The organism is Burkholderia sp. E168m15 (assembly GCF_016586105.1).
GTDB lineage: Bacteria > Pseudomonadota > Gammaproteobacteria > Burkholderiales > Burkholderiaceae > Burkholderia > Burkholderia orbicola.
On sequence record NZ_BCPO01000039.1, the window covers coordinates 1 to 25440 of the forward strand.

Consider the following 25440-nt stretch of genomic DNA (forward strand, 5'->3'; position numbering starts at 1 on the left):
GGCGCCGGGCGTGGCCGACGCGCACGCGCAGCCGCCGCGGCCTGCCTGAAGGCGGGCCCGGCGGCTACAGCGGGATCTTGCCGGTGCAGATGTCCTTGAACATCACCCAGTCGCCCATCAGGCTGTAGATCGGGTGCCGGAACGTGGCCGGGCGGTTCTTCTCGAAGAAGAAGTGTCCGACCCACGCGAACCCGTAGCCGCAGACGACCGCCGCCGGCAGCCACAGCCAGTGGCCGGTCGCGACCGCCATCGCGACGCAGCCGATCACGCCGAGCGAGCCGATGAAGTGCAGCCGCCGCGACGTCAGGTTCTGGTGCTCGTTCAGGTAATACGGGTAGAAGTCAGCGAAGCTGGCGAATTGCTCCGTATGCGTATGCGCCATGGCCGTCTCCTCGGGCCGCTGTTCATGGGGCCATTGTGCGGCCGGCGGCCCGTGTCCGCAAGCGGTGGCGGGCCGCCGCGCCGGCCCGTGCTTTCCTTTTGACAGGCTTTCCGATAGGATCGAAAGAGATTTTGTATTCAAGCATGAGGGGACTACGATGCGCGTCAGCGATATTCTGAAAGTGAAGGGCAACACGCTGTTTACGGTGACGCCCGATAAGCCGCTGCGCGAAGCGGTCGATACGATGGCCGAACACGACATCGGTTCGCTCGTCGTGATGGAATACGGCGATCTCGTCGGGATGCTGACGTTTCGCGAGATCATCCTGCGCCTGCACGTGAACGGCGGCGCGATCGGCGACGTGCAGGTGCGCAAGGTGATGGACGAGCCGCTCACGTGCACGCCGGAAACGGACGTCAACGAAGTGCGCCGGATGATGCTCGAGCGTCACGCACGCTACATGCCGGTGCTCGACAAGAAGGTGCTGATGGGCGTCATTTCGTTCTACGACGTCGCGAAGACGGTCGTCGAGGCGCAGAGCTTCGAGAACCGGATGCTGAAGGCGTACATCCGCGACTGGCCGGAATCGGAAGCCGAAGCGCACAAGCCGTGAATCGCGCCGCGCCCGGCACGTCGATGCATGGGCGCCGCCATCCGGCACGCGGCGGCGCAGGCATGTCCTGCGCCGCCGTTTTTTCAACGACAACACGAGGCCCGCGCAGCATCGCCCAGACGATGCGCGCGTATTCCGCATGAGCGATCACACGCAAGCCACTTCGGGGCGGCGCGACGAACGTCGCGCCCACGCATCGCAGTTCGACCTGCTGCGCGAGCGCCGCTTCGCGCCGTTCTTCACGACCCAGTTCCTCGGCGCGCTGAACGACAACGTCTTCAAGATCGGTTTCACGTCGCTCGTCACGTATCACACCGCGCGGTTCTCCGGCGTCGATGCGAAAACGGCCGCGTTCCTGATTTCCGCGATCTTCATCCTGCCGTTCGTGCTGTTCTCGGCCACCTCCGGCCAGATCGCCGACAAATACGACAAGGCGACCCTCACGCGCTTCGTGAAATCGTTCGAGATCGTGCTGATGCTGGTCGGCGCGGCCGGCTTCGTCACGCACAGCGCAACGCTGCTGTATCTGTGCACGTTCATGATGGGGATGCACTCGACGCTGTTCGGGCCCGTCAAGTATTCGTACCTGCCGCAGCATCTCGGCGAACATGAGCTGGTCGGCGGCAACGGGCTCGTCGAGATGGGCACGTTCATCGCGATCCTGATCGGCACGATCATCGGCGGCGCGGCGGCCGGCATCGAAGGCAGCGGCGAGCGCGTGCTTGCGGTGAGTGTCGTCGTCATCGCGCTGGCCGGGCGGCTCGTCGCGCAGCGCGTGCCGCCGACACCCGCGCCGCAGCCCGACCTCGTGATCAACTGGAACCCGGTCAGCGAAACCTGGCGCAACCTCGGCCTCGCGCGCCAGAACCGCACGGTGTTCCTGAGCCTGCTCGGCATTTCGTGGCTGTGGTTCGTCGGCGCGACCTTCCTCACGTCGTTCTTCAATTTCGCGAAGGACGTGCTGTCCGCGAGCCCCGACGTCGTCACGATCCTGCTCGCGACGTTCTCGGTCGGCATCGGCCTCGGCTCGCTGCTGTGCGAGCGGCTGTCGCAGCGGCGCGTCGAGATCGGCCTCGTGCCGCTCGGCTCGATCGGCATCAGCGTGTTCGCGATCGAGCTGTATTTCGCGAGCCATGCGCTGCCGTCGCCCGGCCATCTGCTGTCGGTCGGCGAATTCCTGGCCGGTGCGCGCCACTGGCGCATCCTCGCCGACCTGTTCCTGCTCGCGATGTTCGGCGGCTTCTACAGCGTGCCGCTGTACGCGCTGATCCAGAGCCGCAGCGCGCCGACGCACCGCGCACGGATCATCGCCGCGAACAACATCCTGAACGCGCTGTTCATGATCCTGTCGGCCGTGATGGCGATGGGGCTGACCAAGGCCGGGGTCGACATCCCGGGGCTGTTCCTCGTCACCGCGCTATTGAACGTCGTGGTCGCGACGTATATCTACCTGCTCGTGCCCGAGTTCCTGCTGCGCTTCGTCGCGTGGGTGCTCGTGCATACCTTCTACCGGATTCGCCTCGTGCACGCGGAGCGGATTCCGGCGGAAGGGGCGGCAGTGCTCGTGTGCAATCACGTCAGCTACGTCGATGCGCTCGTGCTGGCCGCCGCGAGCCCGCGTCCGATTCGGTTCGTGATGGATCACCGGATCTTCAAGACGCGTTTCGCGAGCTGGGTATTCCGGCATGCGAAGGCGATCCCGATCGCACCGCGCCACGAGGACCCCGCGATGCTCGCGCGTGCGTACGACCTCTGCGAGGCCGCGCTGAAGGACGGCGAGCTCGTGTGTATCTTCCCCGAGGGCAAGCTGACGAAGACGGGCGACATCAACACGTTCCACCACGGTATCACCGAGATCCTGAGCCGCACGCCGGCGCCGGTGATCCCGATGGCGCTGCGCGGGCTGTGGGGCAGCTATTTTTCGCGGCATTCCGATGCGCGGATGCCACGGCCGATCAAGCGCGGCGTGATGAGCCGGCTGACGCTGGCGGTCGGCGAGCCGATTCCGGCATCGGTGGCGACGCCCGAGGCGTTGCAGGCGGCGGTGACCGAACTGCGCGGCGCGCGGAAGTAGGCGGGCGCCGAGCCCGGCGCGGAATGATCGATCCGCACACCGGGCCGGGATGGGGGCCGCGGTTCGGCGGCTCCCGCGCGTAACGCCGAGGGCCTGCGATCGCCGTACCGCGTTGCCTCTGCCCTTATCCGCGCCGGCCCGTGTGGTCTGAACGGTTCACGCGGCCCGCGGGCCCGGGACGGCTGGCATAATAGCGGTTTACCTCTTTTTCTCGACCGGCAAACGATCGACCTGCCTGCGGCCCGGCAGCGCATCGGTTTGCCCATTTCTCTTTGGGCGGTTCCATCATGTCCGGCAATACCCTCGGCACGCTTTTCACTGTCACGACCTTCGGCGAATCGCACGGTCCCGCGATCGGCTGCGTGATCGACGGCTGCCCGCCGGGGATGGGGCTGACCGAAGCCGATATCCAGATCGAACTCGATCGCCGCAAGCCGGGCACGTCGCGGCACGTGACGCAACGGCAGGAGGCCGACGAGGTCGAGATCCTGTCGGGCGTGTTCGAAGGCGTGACGACCGGCACGCCGATCGCGCTGCTGATCCGCAACACCGACCAGCGCAGCAAGGACTACGGCAACATCGTCGAGACGTTCCGTCCCGGCCACGCCGACTACACCTACTGGCAGAAATACGGCATCCGCGACTACCGCGGCGGCGGTCGCTCGTCCGCGCGCCTGACCGCGCCGATCGTCGGCGCCGGCGCGGTCGCGAAGAAGTGGCTGCGCGAGCGCTTCGGGGTCGAGGTGCGCGGCTACATGAGCGGCCTCGGCGAAATCGACGTGCCGTTCGTCGACTGGTCGCACGTGCACGAGAACCCGTTCTTCTCGCCGAACGCGGCGGTCGTGCCGGAGCTCGAAGCGTACATGGATGCGCTGCGCAAGGATGGCGATTCGATCGGCGCGCGCATCGACGTCGTCGCATCGGGCGTGCCGGTCGGCTGGGGCGAACCGGTATTCGACCGGCTCGATGCCGATATCGCGAAGGCGATGATGAGCATCAACGCGGTGAAGGGCGTCGAGATCGGCGCGGGCTTCGACAGCGTCGCGCAGCGCGGCTCGGTGCATGGCGACGAACTGACGCCGGCCGGCTTCGTCGGCAACCACGCGGGCGGCGTGCTCGGCGGGATTTCGACGGGGCAGGACATCACCGTGTCGATCGCGATCAAGCCGACGTCGAGCATCCGCACGCCGCGCCGCTCGATCACGAAGAGCGGCGACGAGGCGACGGTCGAAACCTTCGGTCGCCACGATCCGTGCGTCGGCATTCGTGCGACGCCGATCGCCGAATCGATGCTCGCGCTGGTGCTGATCGATCATGCGCTGCGCCATCGCGCGCAGTGCGGCGACGTCGAGACGTCGACGCCGAAGATCGCCGGCAGCGCGACCTGATAGAGGCGGGCGGGGCGCCCTGTGTCGCCTCGGCAGTGGAGCGATGAATGCAAGCGGGGCGCTGCGTGATGCAGCGCCCCGCTTCGTTTATGGCGGTTCGCAGTGACCGACGCAAAACGCGCCGCTCGTGGCGGCGCGTTCCGGCAGGTTACATGTTCGGATAATTCGGCCCGCCGCCGCCTTCGGGCGTGACCCACACGATGTTCTGCGTCGGGTCCTTGATGTCGCAGGTCTTGCAGTGCACGCAGTTCTGCGCGTTGATCACGAGGCGCTCGCCGCCGTCGTCGTTCTTCACGAACTCGTACACTGCCGCCGGGCAGAAGCGCGCCTCCGGCCCCGCGTACGTGCGCAGGTTCACGTTCACCGGCACGCTCGCGTCCTTCAGCGTCAGGTGCGCCGGCTGGTTCTCCTCGTGGTTCGTGTTCGAGATGAACACCGACGACAGCCGGTCGAACGTCAGCTTGCCGTCCGGCTTCGGATACGCGATCGGCTCGCACTGCGACGCCGGCTTCAGCATCTCGTGGTCCGCGTGCTGGTGATGCAGCGTCCACGGCACGTTGCCGCCCATCACCTTCTGCTCGAGCCCCACCATCAGTGTGCCGAGGTAAAGGCCCTTGGCCATCCACTGCTTGAAGTTGCGCGCGCGGTACAGCTCCGTGTACAGCCACGATTGCTTGAACGCATCCGGGTACGCATTGAGTTCATCCGACTGGCGGCCGGCCTGCACCGCGTCGAATGCGGCGTCGGCGGCCAGCATGCCGGTCTTGATCGCCGCGTGGCTGCCCTTGATCCGCGACGCGTTCAGGAAGCCCGCGTCGTCGCCGATCAGCGCGCCGCCCGGGAACACCGTCTTCGGCAGCGACAGCAGGCCGCCGGCCGTGATCGCGCGCGCGCCGTACGACACGCGCTTGCCGCCTTCGAGGAACGCGCGGATCGACGGATGCGTCTTGTAGCGCTGGAATTCCTCGAACGGTGACAGGTACGGGTTCGTATAGCCCAGGCCCACCACGAAGCCGACCACGACCTGGTTGTTGTCCATGTGATACAGGAACGAGCCGCCGTACGTGTCGGACTTCAGCGGCCAGCCGGCCGTGTGGATCACGAGGCCCGGCTTGTGCTTGGCCGGGTCGATTTCCCACAGTTCCTTGATGCCGATCCCGTACGCCTGCGGATCGGCGTTCGCGTCGAGCTTGAACTTCGAGATCAGCTGGCGGCCCAGATGGCCGCGGCAGCCTTCGGCGAACAGCGTGTACTTCGCATGCAGCTCCATGCCAAGCTGGAAGTTCTCGGTCGGCTCGCCGTCCTTGCCCACGCCCATGTTGCCGGTGGCGACGCCTTTGACCGAGCCGTCGTCGTTGTAAAGAATTTCCGCGGCGGGGAAGCCGGGGAAGATCTCGACGCCCAGCGCCTCGGCCTGTGCTCCAAGCCAGCGCGTGACGTTGCCCAGCGAGATCACGTAGTTGCCGTGATTCTTGAAGTTGTCCGGCAGCGCCCAGTTCGGCGTGGTCACCGCGCTCTTCTCGGACAGGAACAGGAAGCGGTCTTCCGTCACCTCGACGTCGAGCGGCGCGCCGCGCTCCTTCCAGTCGGGAAACAGCTCGGTGATCGCGCGCGGGTCCATCACCGCGCCCGACAGGATGTGCGCGCCGATCTCGGAACCCTTCTCGAGCACGCACACGCCGATCTCGGTGCCTTTCTCGGCGGCCAGCTGCTTGAGCCGGATCGCCGCCGACAGCCCGGCGGGGCCGCCGCCGACGATCACGACGTCGTATTCCATCGATTCGCGCGGGCCGTATTGCTCGATGAGGCTTGCGGGGGTCATTGGCGTTCCTCTAACCGTTAGAATGCTTTTATTCGGGAGCGTATTGTCTGCGAAACGAAACGCTTGCCGCAACAACATGCGGGTAGATTAGCACGATCGTTCTATTTTTTGTGCTAGGGTAATGCCGCCCGGGCTGTGCCGCCGGGGCCGGCGAAACGACATCGAAAGGGGATGGTCAAATGGGTCGATCGATCAATCTGGAAGGCAAGGTTGCGCTGGTGACGGGCGCGTCGAGCGGCCTCGGGCAGCGTTTTGCGCAGGTACTGTCGCAAGCCGGCGCGAAGGTCGTGCTCGCGAGCCGCCGCGTCGAGCGCCTGAAGGAGCTGCGCGCGGAGATCGAGGCGGCGGGTGGCGCCGCGCACGTCGTGTCGCTCGACGTGACCGATGTCCAGAGCATCAAGGCGGCCGTCGCGCATGCGGAGACGGAAGCCGGCACGATTGATATCCTCGTGAACAATTCGGGTGTGTCGACGATGCAGAAGCTCGTCGACGTGACGCCGGCGGATTTCGAGTTCGTGTTCGATACGAACACGCGCGGCGCATTTTTCGTCGCGCAGGAAGTCGCGAAGCGGATGATCATGCGCGCGAACGGCGGCGGCAGCGGCAAGCCGCCGTGCCGGATCATCAACATCGCGTCGGTGGCCGGGCTGCGCGTGTTCCCGCAAATCGGGCTGTACGCGATGAGCAAGGCCGCGGTCGTGCAGATGACGCGCGCGATGGCGCTGGAGTGGGGCCGTCACGGGATCAACGTGAACGCGATCTGCCCGGGCTATATCGATACCGAAATCAATCATTACCTGTGGGAAACCGAGCAGGGCCAGAAGCTGCAGTCGATTCTGCCGCGCCGGCGTGTCGGCAAGCCGCAGGATCTCGACGGGCTGTTGTTGCTGCTCGCGGCCGACGAGTCGCAGTTCATCAATGGCTCGATCATCTCCGCGGACGACGGCTTCGGCCTCGCCTGAGCGGGTGACATTCAGCAACAAAGAAGACTGCAATGAGCGCAACAAGCGATTACTCCCCCGTTTTTGAGATGTCGATGCCGATCCGCTGGGGCGACATGGACGCGTTCGGCCATGTGAACAACACGGTCTATTTCCGCTACATGGAGCAGGCGCGGATCTCGTGGTTCGAGCAGCTCGGCATTGCGGGCGGCAACGGGGAGGGGCAGGGGCCCGTCATCGTCACCGCGTCGATGGAATTCCTCAAGCAGTTGCACTATCCGGGCGACGTGATCGCGAGGATGTCGGCCGCGAAGCCCGGCCGAAGCAGTTTCGATACCGGGTTCGAGCTCACGCGCGCGGACGATCCGCAGCATGTCTACGCACGCGGTAACGCGCGCTGCGTGTGGGTCGACTACGCGCTCGGCAAGTCGGTGCCGCTGCCGCCCCTGCTGCGCGACACGATCGAGCGCGCGCTCGCGGCGAAAGTCGGCTGAGCGTGCATACCGGCAGGCCGGCACCGGGTCGCCGGTGGCGCGCCGTGCCCGTTGTTTCCCCCGGTCGGCCGCCGCGTGCGGCCGATCGTCATTCGAGCGCTGCGACGCAATGCGCGCTCACTGCCCGAGCAGGCGCTGCAGCAGCTCCGGCGTATTGTTCGTCCCGTATTTGCGCATCAGCCGGGCGCGGTAGATGTCGACCGTGCGCGAACTGATGTCGAGTACGCGCCCGATCTGCTTGCTGGTCTTGCCAGTCGCGAGCTGGGCGGCGATCTCGCGCTCGCGCGGGGTCAGCTCGACCGCGACGCGGCGCGTCGCGCTCAAATCCTCGAAGGTCCAGACGCCCGCCGCGAGCGGCGCGGTGCGGTCGAGCGCGCGGCCCGTCACGTGGCACCAGAACAGTTCGCCGTCCGCGCGCTTCATGATTCTGTCATCCGAGTAGACGCCGTTCGCGACCATCACGCGTGCGATGCGCTCGCCGATTCGCTGGAATTCGTCCGTCGACGGGTAGAGCACCGCGTACGATTTCCCGATCAGGTCGGCCCACGCGCAGCGGAAGATCGACGCGAGCGCGTCGTTGCAGTCCTCGATCACGCGGTCGCGCGACAGCACGAGGCCGAGCGGCGCGAGGTGGAAGGCGGTCTGGTAATCGAGATCGGGCATGGCGCAGGCAGGCGGAGGGAAATGCTTATGTATTTTTGCGTATTGTGCCGCATCCGCGCCGCATCGTACCCTTTCAGGCATCTCGCGGCGGTGTGTCGCGACATAAAAACAGCGTGCTTCGACGCAGGCATTGCCGCGCATGCATAGAATGGTGCGGCGGGCTTGCGCCACGTGGCGCGTGAACCGGTTTTGCTGGTTTCCATAGAGGAAGGGACAACAGATGAACAAAGTCTATCCAAGCGCGGCTGCCGCGCTGGAGGGGATCGTCCGTGACGGACAGACCTTCGCGGTGGGCGGCTTCGGCCTGTGCGGGATTCCCGAGGCGCTGATCGCGGCGTTGCGCGATTCGGCCGTCAAGGGCATCACCTGCATCAGCAACAACGCGGGCGTCGACGGTTTCGGCCTCGGCCTGCTGCTGGAAACGCGCCAGATCAAGAAGATGATCTCGTCGTACGTTGGCGAGAACAAGGAGTTCGAGCGCCAGTACCTGGCCGGCGAACTCGAGCTCGAATTCACGCCGCAGGGCACGCTCGCCGAAAAGCTGCGCGCGGGCGGCGCGGGCATCCCCGCGTTCTTCACGAATACCGGCTACGGCACCGTGATCGCGGAAGGCAAGGAAACGCGCCAGTTCGGCGATCGCCACTACGTGCTCGAGCCGTCGCTGACGGCCGACGTCGCGCTCGTCAAGGCGTGGAAGGCCGACAAGTCCGGCAACCTGATCTACCGCCGCACCGCGCGCAACTTCAACCCGATGTGCGCGATGGCCGGCAAGATCACCGTGGTCGAAGTCGAGGAGATCGTCGAGAACGGTGCGCTCGATCCGGATCAGGTCCATACGCCGGGGATCTTCGTGCAGCGCATCGTGCTGAACGCGACGCCCGAAAAACGCATCGAACAACGCGTCGTACGCGCGAAAGGAGACTGACATGGCCTGGAATCGTGACCAGATGGCCGCGCGCGCGGCGAAGGAATTGCAGGACGGCTTCTACGTGAACCTCGGCATCGGCCTGCCGACGCTCGTCGCGAACCACGTGCCGGAAGGCGTCGAGGTGTGGCTGCAGTCGGAGAACGGCCTGCTCGGCATCGGTCCGTCGCCGACCGAGGACGAAGTCGACGCCGATCTGATCAACGCCGGCAAGCAGACCGTCACGACGCTGCCCGGTTCGTCGATCTTCTCGTCGGCCGATTCGTTCGCGATGATCCGCGGCGGCCACATCAACCTCGCGATCCTCGGCGCGATGCAGGTCAGCAAGCAGGGCGACCTCGCGAACTGGATGATCCCGGGCAAGATGATCAAGGGGATGGGCGGCGCGATGGACCTCGTCGCGGGGGTGGGGCGTGTCGTCGTGCTGATGGAGCATGTCGCAAAGGGCGACCAGCACAAGATCCTCGAAGAATGCAACTTGCCGCTCACGGGTGTCGGCGTGGTCGACCTGATCATCACCGATCTCGGCGTGATCGAAGTGACGCCGGCCGGGTTGAAGGTGCTCGAACTGGCCGACGGCGTGAGCGCCGACGAGATCCAGGCGAAGACGGGCGCACCGCTCGACGTCAGCGCCGTGGCCTGAGCACTACTCTGGTGCGTCATTCTCGACGCCCCGCGTTCCTGACGGAGCGCGGGGCGTTTTGTCATCACGCGCATGCGTCACGCAATCGCACCGCCGCCGTCGATCAGGACCGTCGAACCGGTTGCATAAGGCGTGGCCGCCAGATACAGGATCGCATTCGCGACATCCTCCGGTTGGCCGACCCTGCGTGCGGGAAGCCGCTGGGCGGCGCCGGCGTACATCGCGTCACGTGCGTCGGGCGCGAGCTTGTCCCACAGCGGCGTCGCGATCAGGCCGGGCGATACGGTATTCACGCGCACCGGCGCCAGCTCGAGCGCCAGCCCGCGGGCGAGCGCCTCGAGCGCCGCGTTGATCGCGCCTTGCAGGACCGACGACGCGCTCGGCCGCACGCTGAGGTAGCCCGACACGAACGTCAGCGAGCCGCCGGGCGCGATATCGATCGCGCGGGCGATGCGGTAGGCGCCCCAGAACTTGCTGTCCATCGCTGCCTGCGCGTCGGCGAGCGGCAGCGCACGGACCGCGCCCGTGGCCGTCTTCGCGGCAGAAATCACGACGTGGTCGAACCGGCCGGCGCGTGCGCAGAACGCATCGACATCCGCCGTATCGGTGATGTCGAGCGTTTCGGTCCGCACGTGCGCGCCCGGCAGGGCGTCGATGTCGAACCGGCGTGGATCGCGCGAAGCGATCGTCACCCGCGCGCCGCGCCGCGCGAATGCTGCTGCGGTGGCGGCGCCGATACCGGAGCTGCCGCCGACGACGAGTACTGTCTTTCCGTGGAGCAGATCGTCCATGAAAGTCTCTCCTGGGTGGTGAGTTGAACGGAATCCGGTCAGATCGTTTCGGTCTCGCGCAGCGTCGACGGGCTGTGCAGCGCGAAGCGCGCAATGTCGTCCTTGCGCATGAAAACGACCCCCGGGTGTGATCGAGCGTAGTGCAGGAAGGTGTCCCACGCGCGGACCATCTGCGGCGTGCCGCTGATCCGGTCGTGCGCACTGATCGACATCAGTCTGCGCCGCTGCCCGGCTTCCGCGTACAGCTGGTCGAAATCGAGCTTGATCTGCTCGACGAACATCGTCGGCGAGTAGTGGCGGCCTTCGATCAGCAGGATGTCGTTGTTGCGCAGCGTGTACGGGACCACCACGAAATCGCGACCGTCGACGGTCTCGATGAACGGTTCGTCGCGACTGACGTCGTCGATGTGATACGTGTAGCCGAGTTCCTGCAGCAGCGACAACGTCTGCGGCCCGCGCCGCAGCCAGTTGCAGTTGTAGCCGGTCGGACGCTGGCCGGTCGCCGCTTCGACCATGTCGCGCGCGTCGGTCAGGAAGCGGCGCTCGTCGTCGCGGCTCATCGCGAATTGGGCGCGCCACGTCGGGCCGTGCGCGGCGGCTTCGTGGCCGCGCGACACGATCTCGCGCGCCAGTTCGGGGTGCCGGCGCGCGGCTTCCCCGATCATGTGCGACGTCACTTTCACGCCGTGCCGGTCCCACAGGTCGAGCAGGCGCGGAATCCCTTCCCGGTAGCCATACGCGAACCAGGTGGCCGAGGCGAGATCGGCCGGCACCGACGGCGGGAATGCGACGGCCGGAAACGGGCTGTCCGCGCCCGTGGGGGGCTGGCCGCCCGCCTCGAACTGCATCGAGATCGAGATCACGAGCCGCGCGCCGTCCGGCCAGAACGGCGTGGCGCCCGGTATCGCGGGCGCCGGCACCATCGCGGCGGCGGCACGCACGGACGTGCCTGCGGCCAGCGCGACGCCGGCCGCGAGCCCGGCGCCGGCCTGGGCCAGGAAGGTGCGACGCGGCAGAGGCGTCGCGGGCGTGTCGTTACCGTGAGTCATCGTCCCCTCCGTCAGCCGACGAGCCCGAGCTGACGCATCAGCGTCAGGTTGTCCTCGATATGCCAGTTTTCCGCGATCCGGCCGTGGTCGATCCGGTAGATATCGGTCGCGATGAAGTCAATTGCCTGCCCGTGCCCGGCCGTTCCGTTGAACGCCCCGGTGAAATGCCCGCGGAAATGCAGGTGCACGACGACCCGGTCGCCGGCGACGATCATCTGTTCGATGTCGCAGCGCAGGTCCGGGATCGCGCCGCGCATCGTGCTGGACGCCGCGAGCGGCCCCGGCAGGCCCTGTTCGCGGCCAGGCGGCAGCGTGCGGTCGGTGAAGTCGTCGGCGAGCGCCGCGCGGGCGAGCGCGGGGTCGCCGGTATTCCAGAAGCTGCCGTAGCGGCGCGCGGCCAGGATTTGCGCGCGGGCCTGCGCGGCCGGCAAGCCTGCCGCGACGGTCAGGCTGTGCGGTGCGACGAGATCGGCGGCACGGGCGGCGGCGGGCCAGAGCGCCACGACGCAAGCGGCTGCCGCGAAGGCGTGCGCGACAGGGCGGGCGGCTGAACGAAGGCGGATCGACATGGTTGCAAGGGTCCTGTGAAGAGCGTCATGCGACGACGCGGAACAGGTATGGTAGGTTTCCGTTCTGAATGCAAATACGGGCAAGAAGCGAATGGATTCTTCGAAAAAAGGAAAGGTTTGGGTGAGGCGGGCGCCATGACGCTGATCGACGATTTCCCCGCGCTCGATACCTTCGCGCGGATCGTGTCGGCCGGCAGCCTGTCGGCGGCGGCGCGCGAGCTCGACCTGTCGTTGTCGGTCGTCAGCAAGCGGCTCGCGCATCTCGAGTCGCGGCTCGGCGTGCGCCTGCTGCACCGGACGACGCGGCAGCAGACGCTCACCGACGACGGCGCGCAGTTTCACGCGCAGGTGCTGCGCATCCTGGCCGAAGTCGAGCATGCGGAAACGCTGATGCGCGACCGCCGCGGCACGGTCAGCGGCGTGCTGCGCGTGACGGCGCCCGGCGAACTCGGCCGCCTGCGAATCGCGCCGCTCGTCGCGGCATTTCAGCAGCGGCATCCGCAATTGACCGTGCAGTTGATGCTGACCGATGCGGTCGTCGATTTGCTCGCAGCCGACATCGACGTCGCCGTGCGGATCGGCAATCTTGCCGATTCGACGATGATCGCGCGCGAGCTGGCGCCGAATCACCGCGTGCTGTGCGCGTCGCCGGGCTATCTCGCGGCGCACGGCTGGCCGGCCCATCCGGCCGAGCTGCGTGCGCATCGATGCATCGTGATGGGCGACCAGCCGCGTGCCGAATGGCGGTTCGATGGCGCGCAAGGCGGCGTGGCGGTCGAGGTGACGGCCGCGCTGCTGACCAACGACGGCGGCGCGGCGCGCACGCTGGCGCTCGAAGGCGCGGGCATTGCGTTGAAGTCGATCTGGGACGTCGGCGCCGATCTCGACGCCGGCCGGCTCGTGCGCGTGCTGCCGGCCTTCGAGGCATCCGCCGCGCCGTTGCATGCCGTTTATCCCGGCGCTCGCCATGTGCCGTTGCGGGTGCGGACATTCGTCGATTTCCTGCGCGAGCAGTTGCGGGACGCGTGGCGTCGCCACGATTGAACCCGTCTCGGGTGGTGGGCCGGGGCACGTGGCGCCCCGTCATTCCGAAGCGGTTTACAATCGTTTGCATCGGGCGCCGCAAGCGTTGTCCCGCGCGTCGCCCCCCGTTCGACAGGATGCCAACGATGCCAACGACCCCAGCGAATCCCCCGGTTCCCCGCCAGCGGCGCGTGCAGTGTGCGAGCGCGGCCGGCCTTCATCACGTCGCCTATACCGAGTGGGGCGATCCCGCGAATCCGCGCGTGCTCGTCTGCGTGCACGGCCTGACCCGCTCCGGGCGCGATTTCGACCGGCTTGCCGCCGCGCTGTCCGATACGTATCGCGTCGTTTGCCCCGATGTCGTCGGGCGCGGCCAATCGGACCGGCTGGCCGATCCGCGGCACTATGCGATTCCGCAGTACGTGGCCGACATGGTGACGCTGATCGCACGGCTCGACGTCGAATCGGTCGACTGGTTCGGTACGTCGATGGGCGGCCTGATCGGCATGGCGCTCGCCGGGCTGCCCGGTTCGCCGCTGCGCCGGATGATCGTCAACGACGTCGGCCCGCGCATCGAGCCCGATTCGTTGACGCGCATCGGCGAGTACCTCGGCGTGCAGCCGCGCTTTGCGACCGAGCAGGAGGGGATCGACTACCTGACGTCGCTGTCGCTGCCGTTCGGTGCGCTGAGTGCCGACGAGTGGCGCGAGATCAACGGGCCGCTGCTGCACGAACTGCCCGAAGGCGGCTGGACGATGCGCTACGATCCGCGCATCGCCGAGCCGTTCAAGGCGACGACGCCCGAACTGGCCGCGCTTGGCGAGGCCGCGCTATGGCGCGCGATCGAGACGACCGATGCGACGCTCCTCGTCGTGCGCGGCGAGACGTCCGACTTGCTGTCGCGCGAGACGGCGGCCGAAATGGTCCGTCGCGGGCGGCACGTGACGCAGGTCGAGATTCCGGGGGCGGGCCACGCGCCGGCCTTCGTCAGCGCCGACCAGATTGCGCTCGCACGGCGGTTTTTCGTCGAAGGCGACGCATAAACGCGTCATAATATGCGGTTCGGCGGCACGCGGGCCGTGCCACCGCCCGATTCCTTACCCATCACGACCGGAACATTTTCATGGCAGTCATTCGTCACCACGTCGGGGCCCGTCTCTCCGAAACCGCGATCCACAACGGTACCGTGTATCTGGCCGGCCAGATCGCCGAAGACACCACGCAGGACATCCGCGGCCAGACGCGCGAAGTGCTCGGCCACATCGACCGCCTGCTCGCCGAAGCGAACAGCGACAAGGCGCATCTGCTGTCGGTGCAGATCTACATCTCGGATCTCGCGAACTTCGAAGGCATGAATGCGGAGTGGGACGCATGGGTCGCACCGGGCAACACGCCGCCGCGCGCCACCGTCGAGGCGAAGCTCGCCGATCCGGCGCTGCTCGTCGAGATCGTGGTCGTCGCCGCGCAGCGGAGCTGAGCGTTATCCGACGATGACCGTATTCCGGCAGGCCGTGCAATGACCGAATCCGTTTCCGCCTCTCCCGTCGCGGCGCCGTCGTTCGACGACGTGCTCGCGTTCGTGCGCGAGCGGGCCGGCGACGCGCGCCTGTCGTCCGGCGAGTTGCTCGCCGATCACTCGGCGGGCACGGCGGCGATCATGCGTACGCTGAACGTCGATCCGTCCGCGATGCAGGCCGCCGCGCTGTTCGTGCTGACGCCGCACCTGAGCGACCCCGAGCGCGAGCTGACCGAGCGTTTCGGCGACGAAGTCGCGCGGCTCGTGTCCGACGTGCGCAAGCTGTTGCGGCTCGGCACCGTCAGCCTGCGCGCCGCGCAGAACGCCGCGAAGCCCGACTTCGGGCGCGACGCGGCGGAAGAGCGGCGCACGCAGATCGAGGCGCTGCGCAAGATGCTGCTCGCCTTCGCGCAGGACATCCGCGTGGTGCTGATCCGGCTCGCGTCGCGGTTGCAGTCGCTGCGCTACTACGCGGCCGCGAAGCTCGATCCGCCGCCCGACGTCGCGCGCGAGACGCTCGAGATCTATGCGCCGCTCGCGAACCGTCTCGGCATCTGGCAACTGAAGTGGGAGCTCGAGGATCTCGCGTTCCGCTTCGAGGATCCCGTCACCTACAAGCGGATCGCGAAGCTGCTCGACGAGAAGCGCATCGAGCGCGAGGCGTACGTCACGCAGGCGATCGCGCGGCTGCAGCACGAGCTCGCGCAAGCGCACATCCAGGCCGACGTGAGCGGCCGGCCGAAGCATATCTACAGCATCTGGCGCAAGATGCGCGGCAAGGAGCTCGACTTCTCCGAGCTGTACGACGTGCGCGCGTTTCGCGTGATCGTGCCCGACATCAAGGATTGCTACGCGGTGCTGGGCATCGTGCATCACCTGTGGCAGCCGGTGCCGAAGGAATTCGACGACTACATCTCGCGGCCGAAGCCGAACGGCTACAAGTCGCTGCATACGGTCGTGATCGGCGACGACGGCCGTGCGTTCGAAGTGCAGATCCGCACGCAGGAGATGCATCGTTTCGCCGAGTACGGCGTCGCCGCGCACTGGCGTTACAAGGAGGCCGGCGCGCGCGGCTACGGCGGCCAGTTCTCCGCGAGCGACAAGTACGACGAGAAGATCGCGTGGCTGCGCCAGTTGCTCGCGTGGAAGGACGACGTCGAGGACGGCACCGAAGTGTCGGGCGACCAGGCGTGGGCGCAATTGCGCGAGACGTCGCTCGACGACGACCACATCTACGTGCTGACGCCGCAGGCGCGCGTGATCGCGCTGCCGCAGGGCGCGACGCCGGTCGATTTCGCGTATCACCTGCACAGCGAGCTCGGCCATCGCTGCCGTGGCGCGCGCGTCGACGGCGTGATGGTGCCGCTGAACACGTCGCTGGCGAACGGCCAGACGGTCGAGATCGTCGCGGTGAAGGAAGGCGGGCCGTCGCGCGACTGGCTGAACCTGCAGCTCGGTTACCTGAAGAGTTCGCGTGCGCGGCAGAAGGTGCGTGCGTGGTTCAACTCGATCGAGCAGGAAGAAAACGTCGCGCACGGGCGCGCGCTCGTCGAAAAGACGCTGCAGCGCGAGGGCAAGACGTCGGTCAACCTGGACAACCTCGCCGCGAAGCTCGGCTTCAAGTCGCCCGAGGAGTTGTTCTCGGTCGTCGGCAAGGACGAGTTCAGCCTGCGCAACGTCGAGCACGCGCTGTCCGATGCGCCGCCGCCGGAACCGGCGCCCGAGGCGCCGGCCGATTTCGAGAAGCGCAGCAGCGGCGCGAGCGTCGCGCACGGCGCGTCGACCGGCGTGCTGGTGGTGGGCGTCGACGCGCTGCTGACGCAGTTGGCGCGCTGCTGCCGTCCGGCGCCGCCTGATCCGATCAGCGGTTTCGTCACGCGCGGCAAGGGAATGTCGATTCATCGCAGCGACTGCCCGACGTTTCGCCGGATGGTCGAGCGCGCGCCGGAGCGCGTGCTGCAGACGACCTGGTCGGCCGACGTGCTGGGCGGGCGCGGCGCGTCCGTGTATCCGGTCGACCTGATGATCGAGGCGAGCGACCGGCAAGGGTTGCTGCGCGATATCTCCGAAGTGTTCGCACGCGAAAAGATCAATGTCGTGGGCGTGAAGACGCAGAGTCGCCGCAATGCGGCATTCATGCAGTTCACGGTCGAGGTATCGAATTCGGCGCAGGTGCAGCGCGCGTGCACGCTGCTCGGCGAGGTGCAGGGCGTCGTGCGGGCAGGGCGGAAATCGTGATGGGGTTGGAACGGCATCGTTTTGCTGCGACCGCATAAAACACTTGCCAAGTCGGTAGCCGCTCCATATAATCTTAGCTTCTCTAGGCTCGTAGCTCAGTTGGTTAGAGCACCACCTTGACATGGTGGGGGTCGTTGGTTCGAATCCAATCGAGCCTACCAACGAATTGAGAATGCCCGGCCTCCGGGTGTTCAGTGCAGTACACAACTCAACGCGAACAAGGCGAATACGGTTATGACACCGCGAACGTTGACCGAAACCACTTCGGAGCGACGCTAGTCGAGGAACGTTTTCGCCCTTTCAGTTTGAGTGAAGTATCGAATGCGGCCCCTCGAAAGCGGGGCCGCATTTTTTTTGTCGCGAATTTTTTGACGCGTGAGTTCGATCTCGCGTACCTGGTCTGCCGCCCACTGTCGGCATCACGGAGATTGCTATGGTTTCGATACGCTTGCCTGACGGCTCAGTTCGACAATACGAGCATCCGGTGACAGTTGCCGAGGTTGCGGCCTCGATCGGTCCCGGCCTTGCGAAGGCTGCGCTTGGTGGCAAGCTCGATGGCGAGCTCGTTGATACGTCGACGGTGATCGACCGCGACGCGTCGCTCGCGATCGTCACGGACAAGGATGCCGACGGCCTCGACATCATCCGCCACTCGACCGCCCACTTGCTCGCGTATGCGGTGAAGGAGCTGTATCCGGACGCGCAGGTGACGATCGGCCCGGTGATCGACAACGGTTTCTATTACGACTTCTCGTACAACCGCCCGTTTACGCCGGAAGATCTGGAAAAGATCGAAAAGCGCATGCAGGAACTCGCGAAGAAGGACGAGCCGGTCACGCGCCGTGTCGTGTCGCGTGACGAAGCGGCCGGTTACTTCCGCAGCATCGGCGAGAAGTACAAGGCGGAGATCATCGAATCGATTCCGCAAAGCGACGAAATCAAGCTGTACTCGCACGGCGGCTTCACCGATCTGTGCCGCGGCCCGCACGTGCCGTCCACCGGCAAGCTGAAGGTCTTCAAGCTGATGAAGGTCGCGGGTGCGTACTGGCGCGGCGATTCGAAGAACGAGCAGCTGCAGCGTATCTACGGCACGGCCTGGACGAAGAAGGAAGACCAGGATCAGTATCTGCACATGCTCGAGGAAGCGGAAAAGCGCGACCACCGCAAGCTGGGCAAGCAGCTCGACCTGTTCCACATGCAGGAAGAGTCGCCGGGCATGGTGTTCTGGCATCCGAAGGGCTGGGCGCTGTGGCAGCAGGTCGAGCAGTACATGCGCCGCCGCGTCAACGAAGCCGGTTATCTCGAGATCAAGACGCCGATGATCATGGACCGCTCGCTGTGGGAAGCGTCGGGCCACTGGCAGAACTATCGCGAGAACATGTTCACGACAGAGTCGGAGAAGCGCGACTACGCGATCAAGCCGATGAACTGCCCGGGCCACGTCCAGGTGTTCAAGCACGGCCTGCGCTCGTATCGCGACCTGCCGCTGCGTTACGCGGAATTCGGCTCGTGCCACCGCAACGAGGCATCGGGCGCGCTGCACGGCCTGATGCGCGTGCGCGGCTTCGTACAGGACGATGCGCACATCTTCTGTACGGAAGACCAGTTCATCTCGGAATCGATCGCGTTCAACACGCTGGCCATGAGCGTGTACAAGGACTTCGGTTTCGATCACATCGACATCAAGCTGTCGCTGCGTCCCGACCAGCGTGCGGGTACGGACGAGACGTGGGATCGTGCCGAGCAGGGTTTGCGCGATGCACTGACGGCCTGCGGCCTTACGTGGGAAGAGTTGCCGGGTGAGGGCGCGTTCTACGGTCCGAAGATCGAGTACCACATCAAGGATGCGCTCGGCCGCTCGTGGCAGTGCGGCACGCTGCAGCTCGACATGGTGTTGCCGGAGCGCCTGGGTGCGGAGTACGTCGCGGAAGACAACAGCCGCCGCCGGCCGGTGATGCTGCACCGCGCGATCGTCGGTTCGATGGAGCGATTCCTCGGCATTTTGATCGAGCACCATGCTGGTGCAATGCCGGTTTGGCTCGCGCCGTACCAGGCAATTGTGCTCAATATCGCCGAAAGTCAGGCCGAATATGCGCAGTCTCTGACCCAAACGTTGCAAAAACAAGGGGTTAGAGTGGCGGCCGATTTGCGCAACGAGAAGATTAGCTATAAAATACGCGAGCACACGCTGGAAAAGGTGCCTTATCTCCTCGTCGTGGGCGATAAGGAGCGTGATGCGCAAACGGTAGCCGTGCGTGCCCGTGGCGGCGTCGATCTTGGCGTAATGCCGGTCGAAGCCTTCGTTGAGCGTCTGCAGGAAGACCTGCGCTCGTTCAAGTAACCGCCCTGGCAGCGCGGCTCGTTTTTTTAATTTTTAGAGGAAACGTAACATCGCTACTGATAAGTCGTCGCACCGCATCAACGGTGAAATCACTGCGCCGGAAGTGCGCCTGGTCGGGATCGAGAACGAACCGCTCGGTATCGTAAAACTCGCTGACGCTTTCCGTAAATCGGAAGAACTGGATGTTGACCTGGTGGAGATCGCGCCGCAAGCGGTGCCGCCGGTTTGCCGTCTGATGGATTACGGCAAGTTCAAGTACCAGGAGTCGAAGAAGCAGCACGAAGCGAAGCTGAAGCAGAAGGTCATCCAGGTCAAGGAAGTCAAGTTCCGTCCGGGTACCGATGACGGGGATTACAACGTCAAGCTCCGCAATCTCGTGCGCTTCCTCGAAGAGGGCGACAAGACGAAGATCACGTTGCGTTTCCGCGGCCGTGAAATGGCTCACCAGGAAATCGGTATGCGGATGCTCGAGCGTCTGCGCACGGATCTCGAGGAAGTCGGCCAGGTCGAGCAGATGCCGAAGATGGAAGGGCGCCAGATGATCATGGTGCTCTCGCCGAAGAAAAAGAAGTAACGGGCCCGCGCGCATCGCGCGCAGGTTCGACAGTGGTTCGGCGCGTTGCCCGGTCAGGGCGGCGCGCCAACGATGACGGCGGCTGCGCAAGCGGTTCGCCGTACACAAGTGGACTGGGTTTCGAAGGGCGGGTCAAGGGCGTAAGCCAACCGCACACCCATCGCCATCTAATAAACTGGAGTTGTTCGTCATGCCTAAGATGAAGACCAAGAAGAGCGCTGCAAAGCGCTTCGTGGTGCGTCCGGGCGGTACCGTCAAGCGCGGTCAAGCCTTCAAGCGTCACATCCTGACCAAGAAAACCACGAAGAACAAGCGCCATCTGCGCGGCGCAACGGCAGTTCATGATTCCGATCTGAACTCCGTCCGCGCGATGCTCCCGTTCGCGTAACCCCTCAACTGATACTCCAAGGAGAGAAACATGCCTCGAGTCAAACGTGGGGTAACCGCACGGGCCCGCCACAAGAAGATCATCAACCTGGCCAAGGGTTATCGCGGCCGCCGCAATAACGTCTACCGCATCGCCAAGCAGGCGGTGATGCGCGCTGGTCAGTACGCGTACCGCGATCGCCGCAACAAGAAGCGTGTGTTCCGCGCACTGTGGATCACGCGTATCAACGCGGCAGTTCGCCAGCACGACATGACCTACAGCGTGTTCATCAACGGCCTGAAGAAGGCGTCGATCGAACTCGACCGTAAGGTGCTGGCCGACATGGCGGTGTTCGACAAGGCTGCTTTTGCTGCGATCGTCAAGCAGGTGAAAGCCGCCGTTGCAGCCTAATTGCGAAATTAGCACTGCGTGGTTAGTTGCAGCGAGGTTCCGGTAGTCTCGGCCGCTGCAGCGAAAACGGGGCTCTTCCGAGCCCCTTTTTTGTTTGGCGAGGCACTTTCGCTCGCCAAGACCGAATGACGTTGGAAATGATGGGATCTATGGATCTGGACCAGATTGTCGCCGACGCGCAGCAGTCCTTCGAACAGGCTGCCGACATCACCACGCTCGAAAACGAGAAAGCACGATTTCTCGGCAAATCGGGTGCGCTGACCGAGTTGCTGAAGGGCCTCGGCAAGCTCGATCCCGAAGCACGCAAGACCGAAGGCGCACGCATCAACGTCGCGAAGCAGCAGGTTGAAGCCGCGCTCACCGCCCGTCGCCAGGCACTGGCCGACGCGCTGCTGAATCAGCGCCTCACCGCCGAAGCGATCGACGTGACGTTGCCGGGCCGCGGCGCCGGCGCAGGCAGCCTGCACCCCGTGATGCGCACGTGGGAGCGTGTCGAACAGATTTTCGGCTCGATCGGTTTCGACGTGGCCGACGGCCCCGAAATCGAGACCGACTGGTACAACTTCACGTCGCTGAACAGCCCGGAGAACCATCCGGCGCGTTCGATGCAGGACACCTTCTACGTCGAAGGCAAGGATGCCGACGGCCGCCAGTTGCTGCTGCGCACGCACACGAGCCCGATGCAGGTGCGTTACGCGCGCATGAACCGTCCGCCGATCAAGGTGATCGCGCCGGGCCGCACGTATCGCGTCGACAGCGATGCGACCCACTCGCCGATGTTCAATCAGGTCGAGGGACTGTGGATCGACGAAAACATCAGCTTCGCCGACCTCAAGGGCGTCTATACCGACTTCCTGAAAAAATTCTTCGAGCGCGACGACATCCTCGTGCGCTTCCGTCCGTCGTATTTCCCGTTCACGGAACCGTCGGCCGAGATCGACATGATGTTCGAGCAAGGCAAGAACGCCGGCAAGTGGCTCGAGATTTCCGGCTCGGGGCAGGTGCATCCGACCGTGATCCGCAACATGGGCCTCGACCCCGAGCGCTACATCGGTTTCGCGTTCGGCAGCGGCCTCGAGCGCTTGACGATGCTGCGCTACGGCGTCCAGGATCTGCGGCTGTTCTTCGAGAACGACCTGCGTTTCCTGCGCCAGTTCGCATAACGCCGCTCGCCGCGCCGACCTGTGCCCGCGCACGCCCCCGATGGACGTTTCCGACGGGGCCCGGGCGTCGATCTAACCTGTTTCGAACGTAGACATCCATGCAATTCCCTGAATCCTGGTTGAGAACCTTTGTCGACCCGCAGCTGACGACCGACGAGCTGTCGCACGCGCTGACGATGGCGGGGCTCGAAGTCGAATCGCTGAGCAAGGCTGCGCCGCCGACGTCGAAGATCGTCGTGGGCCGCGTGCTCGAAGTCGTCAAGCATCCGGATGCGGACAAGCTCAATGTCTGCCAGGTCGACGCCGGCACCGGCGCGACGCTGAACATCGTCTGCGGCGCGCCGAACGTGGCGCCCGGCATCAAGGTGCCGGTCGCGCTGGTGGGCGCGGAACTGCCGCCGGCGGAAGAGGGCGGCAAGCCGTTCGCGATCAAGCTGTCGAAGCTGCGCGGCGTGGAGAGCCAGGGGATGCTGTGCTCGGCGCGCGAGCTGAAGTTGTCCGAAGATCACAGCGGGCTGCTGATCCTGCCGGAAGACACGCCGGTCGGCCAGGACATCCGCGAGACCCTCAATCTCGACGACACGATCTTCGAAATCAAGCTGACGCCGAACAAGGCCGACTGTCTGTCGGTGTTCGGCATCGCGCGCGAGACGGCCGCGATCACCGGCGCACCGCTGACGCCGGTCGACATCCGCCCGGTGAACGTCGAGCTCGACGAAACGCTGCCGGTGCGCATTGCCGCGCCCGATCTGTGCGGCCGCTTCTCGGGTCGCGTGATCCGCGGCGTGAACGCGCATGCGAAGACGCCGCAGTGGATGGTCGAGCGCCTCGAACGCTCGGGCCAGCGCAGCGTGTCCGCGCTCGTCGACATCTCGAACTACGTGATGTTCGAACTCGGCCGCCCGTCGCACGTGTTCGATCTCGACAAGATCCACGGCGGCATCGAAGTGCGCTGGGGCAAGCGTGGCGAATCGCTGAAGCTGCTCAACGGCAACACGGTCGAACTCGACGAAACGGTCGGCGTGATCGCGGACGACCGTCAGGTCGAAAGCCTGGCCGGCATCATGGGCGGCGACAGCACGGCCGTCACGCTCGATACGACCAACATCTACCTGGAAGCCGCGTTCTGGTGGCCGGACAGCATCCGCGGCCGCGCGCGCAAGTACAACTTCTCGACCGATGCGGCCCATCGCTTCGAGCGCGGCGTCGATTACGCGACGACCGTCGAGCACGTCGAGCGCATCACGCAGCTGATCCTCGAGATCTGCGGCGGCAAGGCCGGTCCGGTCGACGATCAGGCGGTGAACCTGCCGCAGCGCGCGCCGGTGAAGATGCGCGTGTCGCGCGCGAACCGCATCATCGGCGTGAAGATCGACGCCGACGAGATCGCGGACATCTTCACGCGCCTCGGCCTGCCGTTCGAGCGTGAAGACGACGCGTTCCTCGTCACGCCGCCGTCGCACCGCTTCGACATCGAGATCGAGGAAGACCTGATCGAGGAAGTGGCGCGCATCTACGGTTTCGAGAAGATCCCGGCGCGGCCGCCGGTCGCGACGAGCGAAATGCGCGCGACCCACGAGACGCGGCGTTCGATCCACGATATTCGTCACGCGCTCGCCGCGCGCGACTACGCGGAAACCGTCAACTTCAGCTTCGTCGATGCGGAGTGGGAGCACGATTTCGCGGGCAACGACAACCCGATCCGCCTGCTGAACCCGATCGCGAGCCAGCTTTCGGTGATGCGCACGACGCTGTTCGGCAGCCTGATCGCCGTGCTGCGCCACAACCTGAACCGCCGCGCCGATCGCGTGCGCGTGTTCGAATCGGGGCGCGTGTTCGTCGCCGATCCGTCGGTGAAGGCTGGCGAGCTGGCGGTCGAAGGTCATGCGCAGCCGAAGCGCGTCGGCGCGCTGGCGTACGGTCCGGCACTCGACGAGCAGTGGGGCGTGGCGACCCGCGCGGTCGATTTCTTCGACGTGAAGGGCGATCTCGAAGCGCTGCTCGCGCCGGCGGTTGCGCGTTTCGTGAAGGCCGAGCATCCGGCCCTTCATCCGGGCCGCAGCGCACGGATCGAAGTCGATGGCCGCGCGGTCGGCTGGATCGGCGAGTTGCATCCGCGCCTGATGCAGAAATACGAGCTGCCGCACCCGCCGGTGATGTTCGAAATCGACGCGGATGCGCTGATTGCCCGTACGCTGCCCGCGCCGACCGATGTGTCGAAATTCCCGCCGGTCCGTCGCGATATCGCCGTTGTCGTCGATCAGGCGGTCGAGGTTCAGGCACTTTTCGACGAAATGAAGAAGGCGCTTGCCGAAGAGGCCTGCCGATTCGTTCAGAAGGTTGTACTCTTCGACGAATTTCGTGCAAAATCAAATACTTCCGGTGGTCTTGCCGCGAACGAGAAGAGCCTTGCCTTCCGCGTGACGCTGCAGGACGCGGCTGGCACGCTGCAGGACGAGGTCGTCGATCAGGCGATTCAGACGCTGGTCGAGCGAATGGCTCGTGCCGGTGCGCGCCTGCGCGGCTAAGGAGAGGGCCCGCCCGTTCGCGGGCGGCTTTTTTCCATCGTAAGTTTTGATTCAACGCGCTGTATGGCAGATATGAACGACATGACCTCGAGTGAATTCGAAGCCCTCCTGACGGCGCAACGCAGCGCGATGAACCGCGACGCGTCGGCGCCGGCGTCCACCGAGACGCCGACGCTGACGAAGGCGGAACTGGCGGAGCTGCTGTTCGACAGCGTCGGGCTGAACAAGCGTGAAGCGAAGGACATGGTCGAGGCGTTTTTCGAAGTGATCCGCGATGCGCTCGAAAACGGCGAAAGCGTCAAGCTGTCGGGGTTCGGCAATTTCCAGCTGCGCGACAAGCCGCAGCGTCCGGGCCGCAATCCGAAGACGGGCGAGGCGATTCCGATCGCGGCCCGCCGGGTGGTAACCTTCCACGCGAGCCAGAAGTTGAAGGCGCTGGTCGAAAACGGCGCGGAGTAATACGCGCGCCCACGCCCCGCGCGGCCGCCGCGCACCCTTACCGACGGTTAACCGACGATGACCACCACGGTTGAGAAAGTCGTCTTGCCTCCGATTCCCGCGAAGCGCTACTTCACGATCGGCGAAGTCAGCGAACTATGCGGGGTCAAACCACATGTGCTGCGTTACTGGGAACAGGAATTCACTCAGCTGCGGCCGGTGAAGCGGCGCGGCAACCGGCGGTATTACCAGCATCACGAAGTGCTGCTGATCCGGCGGATTCGCGAGTTGCTGTACGAGCAGGGCTTCACGATCAACGGCGCGCGCAATCGGCTCGATTCGCCGGGCAGCGAGCGGGCCGCGGCGGAGCCGGTCGAATCCGACGCGCAGGCCGTCGATGCGCGCGGCGCGGCCAGGCCGGGCGCAAACGTCGATGTGATCGCGTTGCGGCAGGCGTTGCTGGATGTGATCGACGGACTGAAACACG

At 65.5% G+C, this 25440-nt stretch carries 25 protein-coding genes and 1 tRNA gene; 20 read left to right on the forward strand and 6 right to left on the reverse strand.

Annotation, left to right across the window (positions count from 1 at the left end):
* Window positions 1-64: 64 nt before the first annotated feature.
* Window positions 65-382: an Mpo1-like protein gene (locus tag JMF86_RS06885; RefSeq protein ID WP_006476203.1), complete on the reverse strand. Its 318-nt coding sequence runs from the start codon at window positions 380-382 to the stop codon at window positions 65-67.
* Between the two features lie 157 nt (window positions 383-539).
* On the opposite strand from JMF86_RS06885, the gene JMF86_RS06890 reads away from it, so the two are divergent.
* The 3 genes from JMF86_RS06890 to aroC all read left to right on the forward strand — a co-directional run bounded on the left by JMF86_RS06890 (window position 540) and on the right by aroC (window position 4457).
* Window positions 540-995 (forward strand): CBS domain-containing protein, encoded by a 456-nt coding sequence (locus JMF86_RS06890; RefSeq protein ID WP_006488504.1) that lies wholly within the window; start codon window positions 540-542, stop codon window positions 993-995.
* A gap of 139 nt (window positions 996-1134) precedes the next feature.
* Window positions 1135-3069, forward strand: a complete 1935-nt coding sequence (locus tag JMF86_RS06895) for an MFS transporter (protein WP_011545233.1) — start codon at window positions 1135-1137, stop codon at window positions 3067-3069.
* A gap of 287 nt (window positions 3070-3356) precedes the next feature.
* Window positions 3357-4457, forward strand: coding sequence for a chorismate synthase (aroC, locus tag JMF86_RS06900; protein ID WP_011545234.1), 1101 nt, complete (start codon window positions 3357-3359; stop codon window positions 4455-4457).
* 148 nt (window positions 4458-4605) lie between these two features.
* On the opposite strand, the gene JMF86_RS06905 is transcribed toward aroC, so the two are convergent.
* Window positions 4606-6279: an electron transfer flavoprotein-ubiquinone oxidoreductase gene (locus JMF86_RS06905; protein ID WP_027810268.1), complete on the reverse strand. Its 1674-nt coding sequence runs from the start codon at window positions 6277-6279 to the stop codon at window positions 4606-4608.
* A gap of 179 nt (window positions 6280-6458) precedes the next feature.
* On the opposite strand from JMF86_RS06905, the gene JMF86_RS06910 reads away from it, so the two are divergent.
* Both JMF86_RS06910 and JMF86_RS06915 read left to right on the forward strand, forming a co-directional pair.
* On the forward strand, window positions 6459-7241 hold the full coding sequence (locus JMF86_RS06910) for an SDR family oxidoreductase (RefSeq protein WP_201316852.1): 783 nt from the start codon (window positions 6459-6461) through the stop codon (window positions 7239-7241).
* A 32-nt stretch (window positions 7242-7273) separates the two neighbouring features.
* Entirely contained in the window at window positions 7274-7714 is a 441-nt protein-coding gene (locus tag JMF86_RS06915) for a thioesterase family protein (protein WP_011545237.1), read from the forward strand.
* Window positions 7715-7831: 117 nt separating this feature from the next.
* On the opposite strand, the gene JMF86_RS06920 is transcribed toward JMF86_RS06915, so the two are convergent.
* A complete protein-coding gene (locus JMF86_RS06920) occupies window positions 7832-8377 on the reverse strand; it encodes a LuxR C-terminal-related transcriptional regulator (RefSeq protein WP_201316853.1) in 546 nt (181 codons plus the stop codon).
* A 220-nt stretch (window positions 8378-8597) separates the two neighbouring features.
* Between JMF86_RS06920 and JMF86_RS06925 the strand changes: the two genes are divergently transcribed.
* The gene (locus JMF86_RS06925; protein WP_012328363.1) at window positions 8598-9302 is read left to right on the forward strand and encodes a CoA transferase subunit A; all 705 of its coding nucleotides are present in this window, start codon (window positions 8598-8600) and stop codon (window positions 9300-9302) included.
* Between the two features lies 1 nt (window position 9303).
* Window positions 9304-9945: a CoA transferase subunit B gene (locus tag JMF86_RS06930; RefSeq protein ID WP_006476194.1), complete on the forward strand. Its 642-nt coding sequence runs from the start codon at window positions 9304-9306 to the stop codon at window positions 9943-9945.
* A gap of 77 nt (window positions 9946-10022) precedes the next feature.
* Here the strand turns inward: JMF86_RS06930 and JMF86_RS06935 are convergent, their stop codons facing one another.
* Genes JMF86_RS06935 through JMF86_RS06945 form a run of 3 tightly spaced genes read right to left on the reverse strand, consistent with a single transcriptional unit; the run spans window position 10023 to window position 12354 of the window.
* Entirely contained in the window at window positions 10023-10736 is a 714-nt protein-coding gene (locus JMF86_RS06935) for an SDR family oxidoreductase (RefSeq protein ID WP_012328364.1), read from the reverse strand.
* A gap of 38 nt (window positions 10737-10774) precedes the next feature.
* On the reverse strand, window positions 10775-11785 hold the full coding sequence (locus tag JMF86_RS06940; protein WP_201316854.1) for a polysaccharide deacetylase family protein: 1011 nt from the start codon (window positions 11783-11785) through the stop codon (window positions 10775-10777).
* Between the two features lie 11 nt (window positions 11786-11796).
* Window positions 11797-12354 carry an ester cyclase gene (locus tag JMF86_RS06945; RefSeq protein ID WP_201316855.1) on the reverse strand — a complete coding sequence of 186 codons (558 nt, stop codon included), beginning with the start codon at window positions 12352-12354 and terminating at the stop codon, window positions 11797-11799.
* Window positions 12355-12489: 135 nt separating this feature from the next.
* On the opposite strand from JMF86_RS06945, the gene JMF86_RS06950 reads away from it, so the two are divergent.
* From JMF86_RS06950 to JMF86_RS07010, 13 genes are all read left to right on the forward strand, one after another.
* Complete coding sequence (locus JMF86_RS06950; protein WP_011545242.1) at window positions 12490-13398, forward strand: LysR family transcriptional regulator; 909 nt, start codon at window positions 12490-12492, stop codon at window positions 13396-13398.
* Between the two features lie 125 nt (window positions 13399-13523).
* Window positions 13524-14420, forward strand: coding sequence for an alpha/beta fold hydrolase (locus tag JMF86_RS06955; RefSeq protein ID WP_011545243.1), 897 nt, complete (start codon window positions 13524-13526; stop codon window positions 14418-14420).
* A gap of 80 nt (window positions 14421-14500) precedes the next feature.
* The gene (locus JMF86_RS06960) at window positions 14501-14854 is read left to right on the forward strand and encodes a RidA family protein (protein ID WP_006486103.1); all 354 of its coding nucleotides are present in this window, start codon (window positions 14501-14503) and stop codon (window positions 14852-14854) included.
* Between the two features lie 39 nt (window positions 14855-14893).
* Window positions 14894-17131 carry a bifunctional (p)ppGpp synthetase/guanosine-3',5'-bis(diphosphate) 3'-pyrophosphohydrolase gene (locus JMF86_RS06965; RefSeq protein WP_201316856.1) on the forward strand — a complete coding sequence of 746 codons (2238 nt, stop codon included), beginning with the start codon at window positions 14894-14896 and terminating at the stop codon, window positions 17129-17131.
* Between the two features lie 84 nt (window positions 17132-17215).
* A tRNA-Val gene (locus tag JMF86_RS06970) sits at window positions 17216-17292 on the forward strand.
* A 272-nt stretch (window positions 17293-17564) separates the two neighbouring features.
* Window positions 17565-19472, forward strand: coding sequence for a threonine--tRNA ligase (gene thrS / locus JMF86_RS06975; RefSeq protein ID WP_006476187.1), 1908 nt, complete (start codon window positions 17565-17567; stop codon window positions 19470-19472).
* A gap of 49 nt (window positions 19473-19521) precedes the next feature.
* A complete protein-coding gene (infC, locus tag JMF86_RS06980; protein WP_071734130.1) occupies window positions 19522-20046 on the forward strand; it encodes a translation initiation factor IF-3 in 525 nt (174 codons plus the stop codon).
* Between the two features lie 190 nt (window positions 20047-20236).
* The gene (gene rpmI / locus JMF86_RS06985; RefSeq protein ID WP_004191477.1) at window positions 20237-20434 is read left to right on the forward strand and encodes a 50S ribosomal protein L35; all 198 of its coding nucleotides are present in this window, start codon (window positions 20237-20239) and stop codon (window positions 20432-20434) included.
* A gap of 30 nt (window positions 20435-20464) precedes the next feature.
* The gene (rplT, locus tag JMF86_RS06990) at window positions 20465-20824 is read left to right on the forward strand and encodes a 50S ribosomal protein L20 (protein ID WP_004192938.1); all 360 of its coding nucleotides are present in this window, start codon (window positions 20465-20467) and stop codon (window positions 20822-20824) included.
* A 149-nt stretch (window positions 20825-20973) separates the two neighbouring features.
* The gene (pheS, locus tag JMF86_RS06995) at window positions 20974-21987 is read left to right on the forward strand and encodes a phenylalanine--tRNA ligase subunit alpha (RefSeq protein WP_006486107.1); all 1014 of its coding nucleotides are present in this window, start codon (window positions 20974-20976) and stop codon (window positions 21985-21987) included.
* Between the two features lie 98 nt (window positions 21988-22085).
* Window positions 22086-24515 (forward strand): phenylalanine--tRNA ligase subunit beta, encoded by a 2430-nt coding sequence (gene pheT / locus JMF86_RS07000; RefSeq protein ID WP_069232554.1) that lies wholly within the window; start codon window positions 22086-22088, stop codon window positions 24513-24515.
* Between the two features lie 72 nt (window positions 24516-24587).
* Entirely contained in the window at window positions 24588-24974 is a 387-nt protein-coding gene (locus tag JMF86_RS07005; protein WP_006486093.1) for an integration host factor subunit alpha, read from the forward strand.
* A 57-nt stretch (window positions 24975-25031) separates the two neighbouring features.
* A partial coding sequence (locus JMF86_RS07010; protein ID WP_054927674.1) for a MerR family transcriptional regulator occupies window positions 25032-25440 on the forward strand: 409 nt, incomplete at its 3' end.

Bases quoted from the DNA above. Each gene is read 5' to 3' on its own strand.
- JMF86_RS06885 (WP_006476203.1), bottom strand. From the start codon at position 382: ATGGCGCATACGCATACGGAGCAATTCGCCAGCTTCGCTGACTTCTAC.
- JMF86_RS06890 (WP_006488504.1), top strand. From the start codon at position 540: ATGCGCGTCAGCGATATTCTGAAAGTGAAGGGCAACACGCTGTTTACG.
- JMF86_RS06895 (WP_011545233.1), top strand. From the start codon at position 1,135: ATGAGCGATCACACGCAAGCCACTTCGGGGCGGCGCGACGAACGTCGC.
- aroC (WP_011545234.1), top strand. From the start codon at position 3,357: ATGTCCGGCAATACCCTCGGCACGCTTTTCACTGTCACGACCTTCGGC.
- JMF86_RS06905 (WP_027810268.1), bottom strand. From the start codon at position 6,279: ATGACCCCCGCAAGCCTCATCGAGCAATACGGCCCGCGCGAATCGATG.
- JMF86_RS06910 (WP_201316852.1), top strand. From the start codon at position 6,459: ATGGGTCGATCGATCAATCTGGAAGGCAAGGTTGCGCTGGTGACGGGC.
- JMF86_RS06915 (WP_011545237.1), top strand. From the start codon at position 7,274: ATGAGCGCAACAAGCGATTACTCCCCCGTTTTTGAGATGTCGATGCCG.
- JMF86_RS06920 (WP_201316853.1), bottom strand. From the start codon at position 8,377: ATGCCCGATCTCGATTACCAGACCGCCTTCCACCTCGCGCCGCTCGGC.
- JMF86_RS06925 (WP_012328363.1), top strand. From the start codon at position 8,598: ATGAACAAAGTCTATCCAAGCGCGGCTGCCGCGCTGGAGGGGATCGTC.
- JMF86_RS06930 (WP_006476194.1), top strand. From the start codon at position 9,304: ATGGCCTGGAATCGTGACCAGATGGCCGCGCGCGCGGCGAAGGAATTG.
- JMF86_RS06935 (WP_012328364.1), bottom strand. From the start codon at position 10,736: ATGGACGATCTGCTCCACGGAAAGACAGTACTCGTCGTCGGCGGCAGC.
- JMF86_RS06940 (WP_201316854.1), bottom strand. From the start codon at position 11,785: ATGACTCACGGTAACGACACGCCCGCGACGCCTCTGCCGCGTCGCACC.
- JMF86_RS06945 (WP_201316855.1), bottom strand. From the start codon at position 12,354: ATGTCGATCCGCCTTCGTTCAGCCGCCCGCCCTGTCGCGCACGCCTTC.
- JMF86_RS06950 (WP_011545242.1), top strand. From the start codon at position 12,490: ATGACGCTGATCGACGATTTCCCCGCGCTCGATACCTTCGCGCGGATC.
- JMF86_RS06955 (WP_011545243.1), top strand. From the start codon at position 13,524: ATGCCAACGACCCCAGCGAATCCCCCGGTTCCCCGCCAGCGGCGCGTG.
- JMF86_RS06960 (WP_006486103.1), top strand. From the start codon at position 14,501: ATGGCAGTCATTCGTCACCACGTCGGGGCCCGTCTCTCCGAAACCGCG.
- JMF86_RS06965 (WP_201316856.1), top strand. From the start codon at position 14,894: ATGACCGAATCCGTTTCCGCCTCTCCCGTCGCGGCGCCGTCGTTCGAC.
- thrS (WP_006476187.1), top strand. From the start codon at position 17,565: ATGGTTTCGATACGCTTGCCTGACGGCTCAGTTCGACAATACGAGCAT.
- rpmI (WP_004191477.1), top strand. From the start codon at position 20,237: ATGCCTAAGATGAAGACCAAGAAGAGCGCTGCAAAGCGCTTCGTGGTG.
- rplT (WP_004192938.1), top strand. From the start codon at position 20,465: ATGCCTCGAGTCAAACGTGGGGTAACCGCACGGGCCCGCCACAAGAAG.
- pheS (WP_006486107.1), top strand. From the start codon at position 20,974: ATGGATCTGGACCAGATTGTCGCCGACGCGCAGCAGTCCTTCGAACAG.
- pheT (WP_069232554.1), top strand. From the start codon at position 22,086: ATGCAATTCCCTGAATCCTGGTTGAGAACCTTTGTCGACCCGCAGCTG.
- JMF86_RS07005 (WP_006486093.1), top strand. From the start codon at position 24,588: ATGAACGACATGACCTCGAGTGAATTCGAAGCCCTCCTGACGGCGCAA.